The 17,214-nt window shown below is 61.0% G+C and carries 14 protein-coding genes and 2 pseudogenes; 9 read left to right on the plus strand and 7 right to left on the minus strand.

The genetic code is table 11. The features are described 5' to 3' along the window. Nucleotides 1–89: 89 nt before the first annotated feature. Nucleotides 90–530 (minus strand): riboflavin biosynthesis intermediates N-glycosidase, encoded by a 441-nt coding sequence (ybiA, locus tag ACODSK_RS22440; RefSeq protein WP_489019283.1) that lies wholly within the window; start codon nt 528–530, stop codon nt 90–92. A gap of 1,284 nt (nt 531–1,814) precedes the next feature. Here ybiA and ACODSK_RS22445 point away from each other — a divergent pair. Then, complete coding sequence (locus ACODSK_RS22445; protein WP_489019285.1) at nt 1,815–2,396, plus strand: PAAR domain-containing protein; 582 nt, start codon at nt 1,815–1,817, stop codon at nt 2,394–2,396. A gap of 6 nt (nt 2,397–2,402) precedes the next feature. Further along, nucleotides 2,403–3,338, plus strand: coding sequence for a DUF6402 family protein (locus ACODSK_RS22450; RefSeq protein WP_489019286.1), 936 nt, complete (start codon nt 2,403–2,405; stop codon nt 3,336–3,338). A 491-nt stretch (nt 3,339–3,829) separates the two neighbouring features. Here ACODSK_RS22450 and ACODSK_RS22455 read toward each other — a convergent pair whose 3' ends face one another. Beyond that, on the minus strand, nt 3,830–5,959 hold the full coding sequence (locus ACODSK_RS22455; RefSeq protein ID WP_489019287.1) for a TonB-dependent siderophore receptor: 2,130 nt from the start codon (nt 5,957–5,959) through the stop codon (nt 3,830–3,832). A gap of 449 nt (nt 5,960–6,408) precedes the next feature. Between ACODSK_RS22455 and ACODSK_RS22460 the strand changes: the two genes are divergently transcribed. From ACODSK_RS22460 to ACODSK_RS22490, 7 genes are all read left to right on the plus strand, one after another. Beyond that, complete coding sequence (locus tag ACODSK_RS22460; RefSeq protein WP_489019288.1) at nt 6,409–7,728, plus strand: ammonium transporter; 1,320 nt, start codon at nt 6,409–6,411, stop codon at nt 7,726–7,728. Between the two features lie 68 nt (nt 7,729–7,796). Then, on the plus strand, nt 7,797–8,138 hold the full coding sequence (locus ACODSK_RS22465) for a DMT family transporter (RefSeq protein WP_489019289.1): 342 nt from the start codon (nt 7,797–7,799) through the stop codon (nt 8,136–8,138). Nucleotides 8,139–8,537: 399 nt separating this feature from the next. Then, nucleotides 8,538–9,476 carry a hypothetical protein gene (locus ACODSK_RS22470; RefSeq protein ID WP_489019290.1) on the plus strand — a complete coding sequence of 313 codons (939 nt, stop codon included), beginning with the start codon at nt 8,538–8,540 and terminating at the stop codon, nt 9,474–9,476. A gap of 152 nt (nt 9,477–9,628) precedes the next feature. Next, nucleotides 9,629–10,228 (plus strand): PAAR domain-containing protein, encoded by a 600-nt coding sequence (locus ACODSK_RS22475; RefSeq protein WP_489019291.1) that lies wholly within the window; start codon nt 9,629–9,631, stop codon nt 10,226–10,228. A 4-nt stretch (nt 10,229–10,232) separates the two neighbouring features. Next, the gene (locus ACODSK_RS22480) at nt 10,233–11,159 is read left to right on the plus strand and encodes a DUF6402 family protein (RefSeq protein ID WP_489019292.1); all 927 of its coding nucleotides are present in this window, start codon (nt 10,233–10,235) and stop codon (nt 11,157–11,159) included. Continuing rightward, nucleotides 11,156–11,605, plus strand: a complete 450-nt coding sequence (locus ACODSK_RS22485) for a hypothetical protein (RefSeq protein ID WP_489019293.1) — start codon at nt 11,156–11,158, stop codon at nt 11,603–11,605. The genes ACODSK_RS22480 and ACODSK_RS22485 overlap by 4 nt, the downstream gene beginning before the upstream one ends. 6 nt (nt 11,606–11,611) lie before the next feature. Further along, nucleotides 11,612–12,040, plus strand: coding sequence for a hypothetical protein (locus tag ACODSK_RS22490; protein WP_489019294.1), 429 nt, complete (start codon nt 11,612–11,614; stop codon nt 12,038–12,040). A 44-nt stretch (nt 12,041–12,084) separates the two neighbouring features. Here the strand turns inward: ACODSK_RS22490 and ACODSK_RS22495 are convergent, their stop codons facing one another. From ACODSK_RS22495 to ACODSK_RS22515, 5 genes and pseudogenes are all read right to left on the minus strand, one after another. After that, nucleotides 12,085–12,264 (minus strand): hypothetical protein, encoded by a 180-nt coding sequence (locus ACODSK_RS22495; RefSeq protein WP_330077274.1) that lies wholly within the window; start codon nt 12,262–12,264, stop codon nt 12,085–12,087. 13 nt (nt 12,265–12,277) lie between these two features. Next, the gene (locus ACODSK_RS22500) at nt 12,278–13,639 is read right to left on the minus strand and encodes an ammonium transporter (protein WP_489019295.1); all 1,362 of its coding nucleotides are present in this window, start codon (nt 13,637–13,639) and stop codon (nt 12,278–12,280) included. Nucleotides 13,640–13,829: 190 nt separating this feature from the next. Beyond that, nucleotides 13,830–14,084: pseudogene (locus tag ACODSK_RS22505) on the minus strand (methyl-accepting chemotaxis protein); the annotation flags it as partial. After that, nucleotides 14,073–14,801, minus strand: a pseudogene (locus tag ACODSK_RS22510) (PAS domain-containing protein); the annotation flags it as partial. The pseudogenes ACODSK_RS22510 and ACODSK_RS22505, both read right to left, overlap by 12 nt. 64 nt (nt 14,802–14,865) lie before the next feature. Beyond that, nucleotides 14,866–17,208: a trimethylamine N-oxide demethylase gene (locus ACODSK_RS22515; RefSeq protein WP_489019296.1), complete on the minus strand. Its 2,343-nt coding sequence runs from the start codon at nt 17,206–17,208 to the stop codon at nt 14,866–14,868. Nucleotides 17,209–17,214: the final 6 nt, after the last annotated feature.

Consider the following 17,214-nt stretch of genomic DNA (forward strand, 5'->3'; position numbering starts at 1 on the left):
TCCATGATGGCATGTAAGCAGATTGATGTTGATCTTGTGGCCCTCATCGTCGGCAACGCCGACTCCCACAGGGGCGGTGTCGCTTGGTCTCAAGCTGTTTCCTTCAGCTCATCCCGAACCTGCTCCAGCAACTTCCCGAGCATGTTCTTGCCGCTGCCATCGCCACCGTCTGCCCAATACCGGTCGTTCTTGGTGTGCTCCACCAGCTCGGCGTCCCCGGTGGCCAACAACGTCTCGCGCAGCTCGGCATGCTGGCTGAACTTGGCCCGCAGGGCATCGAGCATCACCTGGTCACGCACCTGCTCCCAGTCGCTGCGGAACGAACGATGACGTTCACGACCCATCTGCGCGGCGAGGAACGGCGTCTTCGCCTCGCGCACGGCATCCACATCCACCTGCTCGGTGAACTTGCAGGCCTGGAAATAATGTTCCGAGGTCGGCCAGAGGATGCCGTCGAGGGTGATGGCGTGGCGGGAGAAGTTCGAGAAGCAGCCGTAGGGCTTGTCGGTTTCGTAGAAGAGGATCTGCATGTCGGTCCTTGAGGCTGGCGTGGGTGAAGCGGGGGATGATAGCGCAGCCTGCCTTCAAGCATGAACCTGTAGGGCCGCATGGGCGGCCCGTCAAGCGAGCCTCTTATTCTTCTGTTCGCGTGCAGGCGACGCCTTTACGCAGCGCCTCGGTCAGCGCCTGACAGATTTCCAGCGATTGCCAGGTCGCCCATGCCTTGTCCGCCAAGGGCATGGGTATCTACACATCTTTGGCGAGGTGCAAAACGGACCCTGTGGGCGGCTGTTAGCCGCGATCGGCGGCGAAGCCGTCGTAAAACCTGAGTCCGAGGTCTGACTGACACACCGAGTGCACAGGTTTTATGGCCGCTTTGCGGCCAATCGCGGCTAACAGCCGCTCCCACAGGGGTTCGTGTTGTGCTTGATCGAGATGTGTAGATACCTATGCCGCCAAGGGACGAGACAGCATGTCGCAAAGCTGGGCATTGGTTTCGAAGGCCGAAGTGAGGGCGGCGGAGAGATGGGCCAGGGCATCTTCGATATCGGCGTCCGGGTAGACGGCAAAAGATATGGGGATGGGCGCCGGCACAGGTGCCGAAATGGATGTTGGCGGTGGTGCGCCGATGTGAGGCGGGTGGATCCGGAACGATCTTTTTCATTGTGCATCTCCTTCTGCGGTGAAGCTGCCAACCGACGCCGCGAAACGAAGGGGTGGCAGCCGTACGTGGGTTCGCGGACCGAGGCAAAAGGAACCCGGCAGACCCGAGGATCTCCCACGCACAGCCGCCATTGCACAAGCAGCAGACGCAAAACGTCTGCAATCATGGTGGGCGTTGCTGAAGCACCTTTCGCAAGCAGGCCGCGAAGCCTGTGTCGCCGATTTTTCAACGACCGGCGAAGACTAGGACCCGATTTCCAGGAGTGCAACGGCTGAACAGGCGGAAAAGTATGCTTGGGAAATTGCCTATATAAAAGTCGGATATCGGCGAAGAGCCGTAGGCCGATGCAGCATCAGTCGTACGCTTTTTACGTCACAGCCAGTGGAAGAACCTTCACCACTCCCATTCGATTCTCCTTGTTTCCTCGTACCTCACTCACACGCGCAGTCGTGAGTACTGCCTGAAGAGCAAGGCAGCATGATGGCAATCGATGTCTGTATGGAAATTTCCAGCGTTACGCACAGATTTTTCCTACTTCTTTAGTCGCTCGAAATCTCCATCCTCTGACCGCTCGGGCGATAGCTGTTGTCGCCCTTTATCTCAATGTGCACTTCCGTATTTCTGAGCGGAGCATGAGAAAGGAGGCCAGATGGCTGAAGGATATTTCATTCGTAAAGGCGACCGAACCACCTGTGGTGGTGTAGTCATCGAGGGCGATGATTGCGTCAATATGTTTGGTTTTGCACACGCCCTTGAGGGCCATAGGGTGACTTGTGGCGTGACAGGCAAGATGTACCAGATCGTGGGTGGTCTCCAGCAGATTGGTAACAATGGACGACGCGTCGCTGGAACTCTGCATAGCGTCAGTTCCTGTCCGTGTCGTGCGCAACTGCAACATTCGATGACCTGGATGACTTACGACTATGAGGAGGAGTCGCCTCTTGGTCGCGTGGTTCCTATGGCACCACGTCAATCGAGCAATGCTGCTCCGTTGACGGCCATGCCCCTTGCGACACCCGCCGAGCCGGATGATGAGCACTGTAGTGGCTCTTTTCAATTGTTAGATCAATTCGGTTGGCCTTGCGCCACCCACCAATACGCCTTACTGCGTAATGGATCATATCGGGCTGGGGATACTCTCAATGATGAGGGCTACTGTCACATTTGCTACAGCTCCAATCCCGTCAACCTGAATATCGCGATCAGCGCACCGATGCCAGTTCTGGAGTAAATACCAATGTCCCTCAATGATTTTCAACTTACCGAGGCACTTGGTCCGGATACTCTGTTTCTGCTTGCCAATGCCACGCTGGATACTGAGTCGGGCAAGCACCATGCTCCGAAAGAAGTGATGGTCAAGCGGCTTGCTCTTACCCGTTTACCGGGTGCCATGGATAGAATGGGCTGGTATACCGCAGGGGCATTGATGCAGCGGTGGTTCGATAATCCCGCCTGGACGATGCCGGCGGAATGGAAGAACCCTCGTACTCAACCTGGCTCCATGAGTCTCGATGCGTCGCACTGCGACGATCGCATAGTAACAATGGAATGGGCGATGAAGTTTTCGAGTTGCCGGAGGGCGGTAGAGGTGGCGGCAGGACGTATCGCTACGAACAATGCTATCGACCTGCTGCAAAGACGTTTGAAGGCAGCGCGCTGGGTCCCAGGTGCTCCGTTTGATCTTGGCTTCTACGGGATGTCCGCAATTCAGATGGATGCAGTATCGCAGGTGAATATCGCCGACCTTGGCGATACGTTAGACACGCTTGACGATATGTACGGTGCACTGGGCAAAGCGACTGTAAAGGTTGGCGTGGTTGGAACGGCCTATTCAGAGCTTGACCCCGTAACCAATCGTGCTCGTCATTATTTCAAGGTTGCCTACCTCGGTTTCTATATCAGGGATAACTATGACTTCAATGGTTCGCAATATCTCGGAACTTGGACTGAGAACAGGGTTTTGAGCAAATCGGAAACGATCCTCAGTTTAACGCCGTCTGGCCAATCGATTATTCATTTTGGGCAGGAGCCATTCGCAGCGGTGAGCAACCCTGACTTTCGAAATTATCGAAGCAAGACCGGAAAGGGTGGCGACTTCGTGATTTATTCCGACGTTTTGTGGCGCAGGCATGAACAGGTCATTGATCTGGGCAAGTTGCAATGGGAGGCGTGAAAGTTCTGGCGTTGTGCATTGCAGGTATCGCAGGCATCTGGTTCGCTTCCGAAAAGTGGCAGACAGCGTTGGCGCAACCTCTCGATTATCCAATACTCAGTCCGAACGGGTGTTATCGGGTAGTGGAACTCAAGCCCTTCTGGGTGCTGCCTGACATGTTTCATCGCAGATCACATCCTGACGAGGACCGACCGCCGACCTGGTTTCCCAGATGGGGAATTCCGGGATTTTATCGATTGTACGACCAGCGAACGGGCAAATTGCTAGGGCAAAGCAAAATCTATGATCTGGAGAGTGCCAGTGGTCCGCTGACCTGGGGGTACCCAGGCAGTCAGGTAGTCAGGGCGGGTTTGATCCCCATCGGCCCGAACGCTCCTGATTGCATAGGTGATCAGCCTTCAAACCTGAAGGCCGAAAAGTAGTGACCTCGTTAAGTTAACAGGTCGGTCGGAAGCCTCCTGAGAGCGGACCAGAAGGCTTCCAGCTTCCGATCAGAAGGTATACGCCACCCCAGCCTGCACCGTCCGCGGCGCCCCCGGATAGGCATAGGTATTGAACGCCCCCTCGTCATACCCCTTGTTGAAGACGTTCTTCACATCCAGGTTAAGCCGCACATGCTCGTTGACCTTGTAGAAGCTCAGCAGGTCGACAACGCTGTACTGCTCCATGGTGTAGGTCACCGCTTCAGTCTGGCCGTTGCGGTCGTCGACGTATTTCACCCCCACACCCAGCCCCAGGCCCTTGGCGAAGCCGTCCTGGAACTCATAGGTGTTGAGCAGGCTGAAGCTGTTGCGCGGGATGTTGGCCAGGCGGGTGCCGGTGGGGAGGCGGTTGTCCTTGGTGACCTCGGCATCGACGTAGGCATAGCCACCGATCAGGCGCCATTCAGGGGTGATGTTGCCGGCGACATTGATGTCCAGGCCGCGGCTGCGCACCTGGCCGGCGGCGATGCTGTAGTTGGGGTCGATCGGGTCGCGGGTCAGCACGTTTTCCTTGACGATGTGGTAGATCGCCGCGTCCACCGCCAGTTGGCGCTCCAGGGCTTCCCATTTCACGCCCAGTTCGTAGGACTTGCCTTTTTCCGGCTCGAAACCGCTGCCTTCACGGGATGCACCGGTGTTGGGCTTGAACGAGCGTGCGGTGTTGGCGTAAACCGCCACGGTATCGGTCAGGTCATACAGCAAGCCGAAGCGCGGAGTGACGGCGTTGTCCGCCGCTTCCCAGTCCGTGGAGCCCGGCAGGTAGTTGTCGTACCGGTGCTCGAAGCGCTCCAGGCGCAGGCCGGCCAATGCCTTGAGGCGCTCGGTGAGGGCCACCTGGTCCTGGATGAAGAAGGCCCAGGTCTTGAGGTTTTCCTTGTCGTGGGTGGTGGTGCGGGTCAGCGCCGGGCGCGACTGGCCGAGGACCGGGTTGTAGATGTCGATCGGGTAGGTGTCGTTGGCCGCCGAGGAGCGCAGGATGATCGAGTTGTAGTCGTAGTCCTCATATTCCACACCGGTCAGCAGGGTGTGGGCAAAGGCGCCGGTATCGAAGTGGCCGGTGAGGTTCAACTGGTAGTCGCGGTCGGTCCATTCCAGGCGGCGCCAGTTGAAGTTGCGCTGCAGGGTGCGGCCATCGGCCGGGGCGCCGTTGGCTTCCACCGCGTAGCCGTCCAGCGAGCCGTCGAGGTATTGCATGCCACCGCCCAGGGTCCAGTTGTCATTGAGCATGTGCTCGAAACGCAGCTGGGCCATGTCGTTGTCGTTGTGCAGCATGTTGTCGCTGCCTTTCTCCCAGATATTGGTGTCGCGCGAGGCGCTGCCGGTCTGGGTGGTGTAGCGGGTCAGGCCACGGTCCAGCGGGTGGTTGTTGCGCATGAAGTCGCCTTCGAAAACGATCTTCGTGCTGTCGTTGACCTGCCAGCTGAGCACCGGCGCCACTTCGTAGCGCTCGCTCTCGACGTTGTCGCGGAAGCTCTCGCCACCTTCGCCGAGCAGGTTGAGGCGGTACGCCAGGCTGCCGTCCTGGTTCAGCGCACCCGTGGCGTCGAGGGTGGCGCGGTGCATGCCCTGGTCGTCGAACTGGCTGCCGAGGGTGACCTTCGATTCCGCCGAAGGCTGCTTGGTCACCACGTTGAAGGTGCCACCGGGATCGCCACGGCCATACAGGCTGGTGGCCGGGCCGCGGATCACTTCCAGGCGCTCGACGCTGGCGGCATCCGGGGCGTTGGGGTAGCCGCGGTTCATCGGGAAACCGTTGCGGTAGTACTCGCCGGTGGTGAAGCCGCGCACGGTGACGGTGGTCAGGCCCTGGCCGCCGAAGTTGTTGGCCCGGCCGACGCCGCCGGCATAGTCCAGGGCGTCCTGCAGTCGGGTCGAGCCGGTGTCTTCCAGGACGTCCTTGGGCACCACGCTGACCGACTGCGGGGTTTCGTGCAGGGCGGTGTCGGTGCGGGTGGCGCTGGCCGAGCGGCTGGCCTTGTAGCCCTGCACCGGGCCGTCGGCGCGCTCGTAGTCGGCGGCAGTGGCATTGATGCTCAGCGCATCGAGCTGGAGGCTGGCGGAATCAGTGGCAGGCTGGGCGGCCCAGACCATTGCGGGAGCAGCGGGAAGCAGGCACAGGGAAACGAACGTGCGACGCATCTTTATAAGAATCCTGGCAGGAAGTTGTAGGACAACGCAAAAGGCGCGGGATCTTATCTGCGGCTAATTCCTATTTGCAAACACTTTCTGGTTTACGGTATGCCAAATTTCTTGCCTATCTGGACAGGAAAAGGTCCGAAACAGAGGCGTTCCGGGTCGAGCACCATTCTGGTGAGCAAGTGGCATTTATTGCACTAAAAGAAACTAAATTTCCTTTAAGGAATTTTATGCGATGGCTTGATCGCCCTGGATCGCTGAATAAAAAACCCGTCGATTCAGCCACTTGCAGTAAATGTGAAGAAACATTGCAAACTTGGCAGACCTATTGCGTTGCCCATCGCTGCAACTCAACGGCCCTGGCGAGCGCAGCCTTGCCGGGGGCATTCGAATGCCGGCCCGTCGTATCGAAACGGGGTGCGGGCATTCCCATCGATTGGAGGCAATGGGCAATGATCCGGTTTTCACCTGTGGTCCGCGGTACCTTGGGCCTTTCCCTGATGACGCTCGCGGCGTCGGCGTTCGCCGAGGATGCGGCGCCGGCGATCAACAGTGGCGACACCGCCTTCGTGGCCCTGTGCTCGCTGGTGGTGCTGCTGATGATGCTGCCGGGCCTGGCGCTGTTCTACGGCGGTATGGCGCGCAGCAAGAACGTGCTGTCGATCATGATGCAGGTGTTCTGCACCTCGTCGCTGATGGCGGTGCTGTTCGCCGTGTACGGCTACAGCCTGACCTTCGCCGACGGCGGTTCGTTGCAGGCGGTGATCGGCGGTCTGGACAAGCTGTTCATGATCGGCGTGACCAAGGACACGGTGGTCGGCACCTTGCCCGAATACCTGTACTTCCTGTTCATGCTGCTGTTCGCCGCGATCACTCCGGCGATCATCGTCGGTGCCTTCGCCGAGCGGATGAAGTTCGCCGCGGTGCTGGTGTTCATGGCCATCTGGCTGACCATCAACTACATCCCCATGGCGCACATGGCCTGGGGCGGCGGCTGGGTGTTCAACCTCGGCGTGCAGGACTTCGCCGGCGGCAACGTGGTGCACCTCAACGTCGGTATCGCTGCGCTGGTCGGTGCCTGGATGCTGGGTCGTCGGCGCGGCTTCGGTACCTCGCAACTGGCCCCGCACAACATGACCATGACCTTCACCGGCGGCTGCATGCTGTGGGTCGGCTGGCTCGGCTTCTGCGGCGGCTGTGCCCTGGCGGCCAACGGCTTCGCTATGCTGGTGATGGTCAACACCATGCTCGCCAGTTGTGCCGGCGCCCTCGGCTGGATGATCGTCGAATGGCAGCACCGCGGGCGTCCAAGCCTGTTCGGCGCGATCTCCGGGGCCATCGCCGGCCTGGTGGCGATCACCCCGGCCTGCGGTTATGTCGGGCCGATGGGTGCCATCCTCCTGGGCCTGATCGCCGGTCCCGTGTGCGTCTGGTCGGTGGACAAGCTCAAGCCGATGATCGGCCTCGACGACGCCTTCGACGTGTTCGGCGTGCATGGTGTCGCCGGCATCCTCGGCGGACTGCTGACCCCGGTGTTCGCCCTCACCGCGATTGGCGGCCAGGGCTTCGTCGAAGGTCGTGGGCTGATCGAGCAACTGTCGGTCAATGCCGGCGCGATCCTGTTCAGCATCACCGTCTCGGCCATCACCAGCTGGATCGCCTTCAAGGTCGCGGCCGCGCTGTGTGGCGGGCTGCGGGTGGACGAAGAGGCGGAAGTCGATGGCCTCGACCTCTCTGCCCATGGCGAGGTCGGGTACAAGTATTCCAACTGATCCAGGTTTGAAAACAGCGCCGGCGCTTGAGTGCCGGCGTTTGCATTTGTCGTGAAAGGAGAAAGCGCGTGGGTTGGCTGAATGGATGGACGTATCTGCTGGCGGCCGGGGCCTGCGAAGTGCTGTATGCCTCGATCATTCCCCGTACGGATGGCTTTACCCGGCTATGGCCGAGCCTGTATTGCGGGGTGTTCCTGGCCTTGAGCATCTACCTGCTGAGCCTGTCGGTCCGGGAACTGCCACTGGGGCTGGCGTATGCGGTGTGGGTCGGGATCGGCACGCTGGGTACGGTGATCTACGGCAGCGTGTTTCTTGGCGAATCGCTGGGGGTGTTGAAGGGGGTGTGCTTGATGATGATCGTGGGTGGGATCGTTGGGTTGAAGCTGGTTGGGGAGGGGCAGGTGGCCTGAACATCTGGCGTGTTGAGTCCCCCCGGGTGTGCTGGTTCGACGCGGACTTTGTGGGAGCTGCCAGCGATGAGCATAGGTATCTACACATCTCGGATTGGGTTCAAGTTTCAGGGGCGACGCGGTCCAGGTGGGAGCAGATTTATCCGCGATCGGCGGCGAAGCCGTCGTAGAACCTGAGTCCCGGTTCTGTCAGACACACCTAGGAGGCAGGTTTGATGGCCGCTTCGCGCCCAATCGCGGATAAATCCGCTCCCACAGGGTTCTGCATCAGCCACAGTCTCTGTGCTCGGCGCTCCGGTGGGGCAAGTCAGGCCACCTGATAAAAATGCCAGTTGTTGGAATCGTGGCAAAGGCGTGCAATGCGGACGTTGTCATCACACGTACCCAAGGAGCTGCACGATGACCGCTCGCCTTCTCCACTCGGTAGTCCTGGGCTGTGCAGTACTTTCGTTGACTGCGTGCGTGTCCCGAGACTCGGGAGGGCAAAGCACCGATGGCCAGGTCGTCGCCGACCGGCTCAACGCACGCTACCTCAACATCGTGGATGACTGTGCCGGGCAGCCGGCCTATCTGTGCAGCGGTGTCGCAGTCCGTGTGCTGGATCCGTTCAATTCTGATCTGCAGCCGCTCGATCCGACGCCGACGCAGATCGCCCGAAATGGTGCGTCGTTCTCGTTCGCTCGCAGGGATCTGGGTGTCCGCCGGTTGTACCAGATGGGCTGGGCGGGCTATGTCGTGGGTCTGCAGGAGGCTTCCGGGTTCGTGCCGCTACGGGCGCGCTGCGCCTTTCCGGTCGATGCCTATACCGACTCGCGTCCCGACAGTTGCGGCTATTCGCGTTTCGACATGTCGCCGACATTGCAGAGCCGCCCTTGTGCCGAGCAGGGCATCAACAGCCCGCAGGCCTGGGGCAGCTACTTCGCCACAATTGCCGACCAGCGCTTCAGTTGCAGCTTCGACAGCGATACCAAGGGCTTTCTGCATAGCATGCAATCCCGCCCCTTCATCCCCGAGGACAGTCCCCGGCACGATCAATGGAACGAGTTGATCATCGCGATCTGGAGCCAGGAGGAGGTGTCGCGCTTGCCAGTCGAAGCCGTGTTCTACTACCCGGTCGATGGTGTTCCGTTCTGGCGCGTGCAGCAGCACCAATGCCGCATCTACTTCGCGACGGGACGCCGCGTGCCCTTGCTGAAACTGGACCTGACCGGCAGGGAGGATGCGGTGTTCAGCTTCGATCAGGCCGACCAGATCGATTTCGAAACGGTAGCGCCGGATTGTGATCATCTGTCGGATGCCGCCGCTGCCATCGCACCTGCAAAGCAATTTCCCGGTTGATTGGCAGAGTATTCCTACTTCTTTCTTTTGCCAAAACTTCCATCCTCTGGCCGCTCGGATGACCTGCCTTTCAGATCTGTGGAAAGCCAGTGTCATCCATCAACCAGATAGGCGTCCGTTGCAATGACGGAGACGCCGGGATTGGAGGTTCAATGATTGAAGGCTTTTTTATCCGCTCGGGAGACAAGACCACCTGTGGCGGTGTAGTCCTGTCTACCGATGAGTCCATCAACCTGTTTGGTTTCGCTCATGCCCGGGCAGGGGATCCGGTGACTTGTGGAGTGACCGGCGGGACATTCCAGATTGTGGGTGGGATTCAAGGATTCGACAGCCATGGGCGGTTGATGGCGGGCACGCTGGACAGCATCAGTTCGTGTCCTTGTCGTGCGCGTTTGATTAATTCGCAGACCTTCATGAGGTACGAGGGAAAATCTGAGCCGTCAGTTTCCCGAACCGCTGGTTCCCTTCCGCATCAGCCAGCAAACCATGCACCCCGGGCGTCCAGCGTGGCGCACGGACATCCGGTGAGCGCACCTGCTGGCGAGACGGGAATCGAGCGGTGCAGTGGCTGCTTCCAGTTGTTCGATCAACGCGGCATGCCGTGCGGAACGCGTCAGTACGCATTGCTGAAAAATGACTGTTGTCTGGCTGGAGATACCCTCAATGAAGAGGGGTACAGCCATATCTGCTACAGCGCCAACACCACCAATCTGGTTATCGCCACCGGCGCCGCGACGCCTATCCTGGAGTAATGCCATGTCCTTGAACGACTTCGAACGGGCCGATGCGTTGGGCCCGGATACTCTCTATGTACTGCCGAATGCCACCCTGGATACTGCACCGGGTAAGGACCACCCGCCCAAGAAGGTAGTGATCAACCGGCTGGCACTGACGCGCCTGCCAAAAGCCATGCGCAATATGGGCTGGGAAACGGCTGCAGCGCTTATGCAGCGTTGGTTTGATAGTCCGGCGTGGGCAATGCCAGCGGAGTGGAAGGACACGAGAACTCAGCCTAATTCAATGAGTCTCGGCGCAGCCAACTGTGACGACCGAATCGTAAAGATGGAATGGGCAATTAGATATGAAGGTGTTCAGAATGCAATAAAGGTTGCTGAGACTCTAATTGATACACCCAACGCGATTAAATTGCTGAGAAAACGCTTGCTGGCAGCTGGTTGGGTACCAGGCTGTCCATTCGAGCTGGGTTTTTTCAATATGTCTGCCGTACAGATGGATGCTGTCTCGCAGGTGAATTTCTCTGAGTTCGGAAAAACACTTGATACGTTGGACGATATGTATGGTGCTCTGGGGCGGGGAACGCTAAAGGTTGGTGTGGTTGGAGCGGTGCATACCGAGGTCGATGCTATAACCGAAAGTGTTCGGCACTACTTCAAGGTTTCATATGTCGGTTTTTACATCAGGGATAATTATGATTTCAATGGGCCGCAGTACCTGGGTACTTGGACTGAGGATCGTGTGCTGTCGAAGTCCGAGACGATCATTAGCCTGACGTCTTCAGGGCAGACAATTATCAATGTGGGGGATACACCTTTCGCAGCTGTAACCAATTCGGACTTTCGCCGTTACAGAGAAAAGACAGGTTTTGGTGGAGACTTCGTTGTTTATTCTGATGTCCTTTGGCGGCGGCATGAGCATCTGATCGACCTCGGTGGGGAGTCATGAGAGTGGTCAAAACTCTGTTCCCCTGTGCCGCAGTTTTTAGCGGGCTCTGGTTCACCTCCGAATGGTGGGAAACTGGATTGGCAAAACCACTGGGAAAACCAGTGGTCAGCCCGAATGGATGCTATCGGGTCGAACGTTTCAAGCCATTCTGGATACTGCCCGATATCTTCCACCGAGAGCCGCCACCGGATGATGAAGACAGGCCATGGACCTGGTTTCCCTGGTGGGAGTATCCAGGGGTCTATCGTTTGTACGATCACCGTAACGAGCAGCTTTTGGGGCAAAGCCGTATTTACGATCTGGAGTCTTCCAGTGGTCCGATACTGTGGGGTAGCAAGAGTTACCCCGTTGTTTCAGCAGGGTTGATCACCATCGGCCCCAACGCCCCCGACTGCATAGGTGATCGCCCGGCTCAACAACGTCAACCCTCTGATCAGCCTGGATGAAATCCTGTGACCACTGCTAAGTCTCTATTGCTCTGCGCTGCATTAGCCGGCGGTCTCTGGTTCGCCTCCGAGTGGTGGGAAACCGGATTGGCACAGCCATTGGGCAGTCCAACAATCAGCCCGAATGGTTGTTATCGGGTCGAGGCCTTCAAGCCCTTTTGGGTGTTGCCCGATATATTCCATCGCTGGTCGCATCCGGATGATTTTGGCCCTACCACCTGGTTTCCTTGGTGGGAATACCCCGGTTTCTATCGACTTTACGATCAGCGCACCGGGCAACTCCTTGGCCAGAGCAAGATCTACGACCTGGAGCACGACAGTGGGCAACTCTGGTGGGGTAGCAAAGGCGATCCGGAAGTGACAGCGGGTTTGATCTATATCGGCCCCAACGCCCCCGATTGCATCGGCGACCGCCCTACACCCGCCAACCGCTGAGCAATCATCACTCGGGGCCCGCACTGCGGGCCCCGAATTTCATCTCACTTCAACTTCGGCAGCTCCTCATCCGCCATCGCATAGCTGTGCTTTTCATGCACAAAGGTTGTCACCAGCGCATACAGGGTCACCGCGATCACCACCACGGTGATCACGCCGAGCACGGCGGGTTTGTCGGCGAAGGTGAAGACGGCGCTGGCGCCTTCGTAGGTACTGATGCTCATCTCGTATCGCTCCTCAGACAGTGGCTTTGCTTTCGGCGATCAGGTTCGCCTTGGGTTTGCTGGCCGGCTCGCCGTAGATGCCGCTCCATTCCGGATAGGCCTGGGCCGGGACTTCGGTGAGGTCGAGGCCGCGCTCTTCGGCATAGGCCGGTACCCGCAGCACGCCGGCCTTTTTCAGGGCCCAGGACACGATGTAGCCAGGAATGAAGCCAAGCGAGGCCATGACCACCGCACCGCCCAGTTGCCCCATGAAGCTGATCTCGGCCATGCCGTTCATGTTCGGGTAGCCGGCGAGGAAGATGCCGCTGATCACCAGCCCGGCGAAGCCGCCGAAGCCGTGCACGGCGAAGGCGCCAACGGCGTCGTCGAGGCGGAATTTCAGCAGCAGGTTGTTGACCAGTGGCGCCACGGCCGCCACGCCCATGCCGATCAGGTAGGCCAGGCCGGGGTGGTAGAGGTCCAGGCCGGGGGCCACGGAGATGATCCCGACCAGCCCGCCGGACATCATCCAGTACGGCTCGCGGGTGGTCAGGTAGGCGCCGATCAGGCCACCGGCAAAGCCCATCAGGGTGTTGAAGGCGAAGGCGGAGAGGGTGGTCGGCTGGCCGTAGATGTTGATCCACTGCGCGCCGGAGCTGTAGATGATGCAGCCGCCAAGGAAGCCGAAGAAACCGACGATGATCAGCATCAGCCCGACCACGCTCATCGGCATGCTGTGGCCGACGATGGCATTGGCGCTGCCGTCCGGGTTGAAGCGGCCGATGCGCGCACCGAGGTTGATCACCACGGCCAGGGCGAAAAAGCCGGCGATCATGTGCACCACCCCGGCCGCGCCGACGTCATGGTAGCCCCACTGCACGGTCAGCCAGCCTTCCGGGTGCCAGCCCCAGGCGGCGCCGAACAGCCAGAGCACCGAGCCGAGGAGGATGGTCATGATGATGAAGGCGCTCATCCGCGCCCGTTCGATGATCGCCCCGGAGAGGATCGAGCCGGTGGTGGCGGCGAACAGGGCGAAGGCGCCCCAGAAGATCCCGGTGGCGTTGTCCTTGATGTTCGGCCCCATCGACTGGCTCCACGGCATGGCTGCGGCGAGGGCGTCCATGCGCGGCACCAGGCCGTCGGGGAAGGCGTTGTAGATGGCCCAGCCGAACAGGAAGAAGGTGGGCACGATGAAGCCGAAGGCGAGGATGTTCTTGACCCCGGCGGCGAGGGCGTTTTTCAGGCGCGAAGCGCCGATTTCGTAGGAGAGGAACCCGGCATGGATCAGGATCATCAAGGCGATGCACCACCAGTAGAAGATCTCCATGTTCAGGGTATTGGTCATGTCGATGAGGGCTTTAAGCTCCTCCACCGTGGGGGCTTTCTGTTCTTCCATCACTCGATCCTCGATGCAAATGCTTTTGGAATGTTGTGGTGGGCAGAGGGAAGTGGACTGCTTGCCTTTCAAGGCTTTTGTTGTTGTGTGTTCTTCAGGACCTCATCGCTGGCAAGCCAGCTCCCACAGGTTTGGCGGTGCACTCGGTCATTGTGGGAGCTGGCTTGCCAGCGATGCTTTTTCAGGACTGCAACATGTTCTGGATCTGCTGCACCGACTCCTGGGTCCGCCGGGCCAGGTTCCTCACCTCATCCGCCACCACCGCGAACCCCCGGCCCCCTTCACCGGCCCGGGCCGCTTCGATGGCTGCATTCAACGCCAGCAGGTTGGTCTGCTCGGCAATCCCGCGGATCACCCCGGCGACCTGGGCGATCTGCCCGTAGGTGGCCTGGATGCTGGCCTGCTCGCGGTCGTGCAGGCTGGCGGCGGTCTTTTCGTCGCTGATCTCGCGTACCGCGCCAGTGACCCAGGTCAGCCGCCCCTTGGCATCGCGCAGGCAGCGCCCGCGTTCGCGGAACCACACTTCGCCACGGGTCTTGTGGCGCATGCGGTATTCCACGGCGTAGAAGCCGTCGCCGCCGCTGTCGACCATCGAGGCATTGAAGGCCTTCATCACGTTCTTCAGATCGTCGGCATTGACCACCGCGAAGTAGCTGTCCCAGCCATCGGGAAACTCGTCGCGGCCATAGCCGATCAGGGCGCGGAACTGCTCGGACCAGCGAATCAGGTTCTGCGGGTGGTCCGGGTCGCCATTGACCACATTCATCGCCCAGCAGCCCTCGGTCAGGGTGCGCTGGGTCAGCTCCCAGACCTGGCGGTCCTCGTTCCAGCGCTCGCGCTCGGCGTGCAGGCCATCGAGCTGTTGCGTGGCGGCGTCCCGTTCACTGGTCAGCCGCGCCACCTGGGCTTGCGCCTCGGCCAGGTGCCGTTGCAGCGCGTCGAGCTCCTCGGCGGTGCACGGTGGTGGCACATAGCCTTCGGCCTGCTGGCGGATCCGCTGCAGTTCGCTCCAGTCGCGCTGCAGCCCTTCCAGGCTGCCGAGCAAGCGCGGCTGGCGTTGCAGCACCGGCGAATGGGCCGTGGCAGAGCCGTTGCGGGCAAGTTGTTCGAGCCATTGGCTCAGTTCGTTGGCCAGGTCACTGGAAGCTTTGCTGAACCACATCGTCAGGTTCTCCTTGCGCAAGGGACTATCCCTGTCCCTGTTGCCTGCAATTTCCCATCCAGTTTCACGAACGTACCCGACGTTTTTCCGGATCGTAGGCCACGGTGCTGGCGGTCACCGTCGCCGCGATGCGTTTCTGCTGGCCATCCAGCTTGCCCACCTCGACCGCCGTGCCCGGTGCGCAATGGGCCACGTCGAGGCGGCACAGGGCGATATTGCGGCCCAGCACCGGCGAGCGGGTGGCGCTGGTGATCACCCCGACCTGGGCCCGGCCGACCCGCACGCAATCGCCGTGGGCTGCTGGTTCGTTGCCCTCCAGCTCCAGTCCCACCAAGCGCCGTTGCGGCTCGGCACTGCGCCGCAACAGGGCGCTGCGGCCGATAAAGTCGGCCTGCTTGCTGTTCAGCGGCACGCAGAAGCCGATGCCGGCTTCGAACGGATCGGTCTGGTCGCAGAACTCGTAGCCGGCGAAGATCAGCCCGGCCTCGATGCGCAGCATGTCCAGGGCGTCCAGGCCGAGCGGCACCAGGCCCAGTGGATCGCCCAGCTCCCACAGGCGCGTCCACACCGCCATGGCATCCCGTGGATGGCACCAGATCTCATAACCCAGCTCGCCGGTATAGCCGGTGCGCGAGACCATCAGCGGCGGGCCGTTGTAGTCGTCGAGACGGCCGCTGAGGAAGCGGAACCAGCCGAGGTCTTCCAGCGCCGGCTGGGTGCCCGGGGTCCAGATCATGCCCTTGAGCAGGGCACGGGCCAGCGGCCCCTGTACCGCGATATTGTGGATCTGCTCCGAGGCGCTCTTGACCCAGACCTTCATGCCCAGCCGCGCCGCCTGTTCGCGCAGCCAGTCGCCGGCATGGTCCTCGCCGCCGATCCAGCGGAAGGCATCGGCGCCCAGGCGCAGCAGGGTGCCGTCGTCGAGCATGCCGCCGTGCTCGTAGCACATGGCGCTGTACACCACCTGGCCCACCGCCAGCTTGCGCACGTCGCGGGTCAGGCAGAGGTCGAGCAGGGCTTCGGCATCCGGGCCGAGCACTTCGAATTTGCGCAGGGCCGAGAGGTCCATCACCGCCACCCGCTCGCGGCAGCCGTGGTATTCGGCCAGGGTGCCGTAGCCGTCGAACTGGCGCGGGGTCCAGAAGCCGCGGTATTCGATGAATTGCCGGGTCAGGGCGGAGGTGCCGGGGTGAAAGCCGCTTTCCCGGGTCAGTTGTGGTGGCGCATCGGGCGCTTTGCGAGTGGCCATGGCGAGACTGAAACGCTCCTTGGCGGAATAGACGCGGATATGGATGTCGGTGGGCTGCCAGCCGTTGGCCGGGTCGATATCGTCCGGGCATGAGCTGCTGGCGCAGACCAGGTCGGTCATGGCGCGCAGCAGCACGTAGTCGCCCGGGCGCGACCAGGGTTCGTCGACGGTCAGTTGCTGATGGGCATCCACCGCGGTGTTGAAGAAGAAGTTGATCGCCGGCCAGCCGGCCCGGGCACTGACGCCATGGCGGGCGAGGGCGCGGCTGATGTTGTCGCTGCAGTTGTCGTGGCCGAAATAGCCCTGGGCCTCGTAGTAGCGCGCGGTACAGGCGAGGGCGAAGGTGTCGTGGCGGCCAACGGTGTCGCGCACCACTTCCAGCATGGGTTGCAGGTTGCGGTCGTAGAAGCGGCTGAACAGCCCCGGCCCCGGATAGGCATTGCCGTTGAGGGTGCGGGTCACGGTCGGGTCGAGGTCGATCTGCGCGCCCTGGTCGAGGCCACGGCGATCGAAGGCGACGAAGTCCGAGCACTGCCGCCCGGCCACGTCCAGCACCTGGATGTACTGGCCGGCACCGACCACATAGTCGCGGGCGGTGCCGGGGCTGAGGGTGAACTCGTCCAGCACCTCGCCCAGCGGCGCCGGCAGCGGCGGGACATAGTCGGCGCGTGGATTGGCCCGACGTATCAGCAGGCGCAGTTCGCTGGCGCGGGCCTGGCTGTCCACCGCAGTGGCACCGCCAGGGGCGGCGACAAGTACCAGCAACTGCTCGCCGCTATGGAACACCCGGCTGTGCCCGGCCGGGGTCGCTTCGGGCCACAGCCGTGCGGCGTCGGGCAGGTGCCGGCAGTCGATGCCGCGGCGTACCAGCCCGGCACTGACATGGGCCGCCTCGCGACTGCCGTCATGCAACAGATGGGCGATAAAGGCCGCGCCCGACGTGGGCCGCAGGCCCAGCGCACCAAGGGCCTGGCGGTTGCCGGCGAAGGCCAGCAACTCGGCGCCCTGGTCGCCCTCGACATCGATCACTTCCAGGCGATCGCCAGGCTCCAGTTCCACCACGGTCAGCCCGGCGGGCGCCACGCGGTGGCGCTCCACCAGCGGGTTGCGGGCGAACAGTGCCGGCTCCAGCGGCCGTGAAATCACGGGTGCTTGCATGGGCAA

This window comes from Pseudomonas sp. FG98 (genome assembly GCF_057808595.1).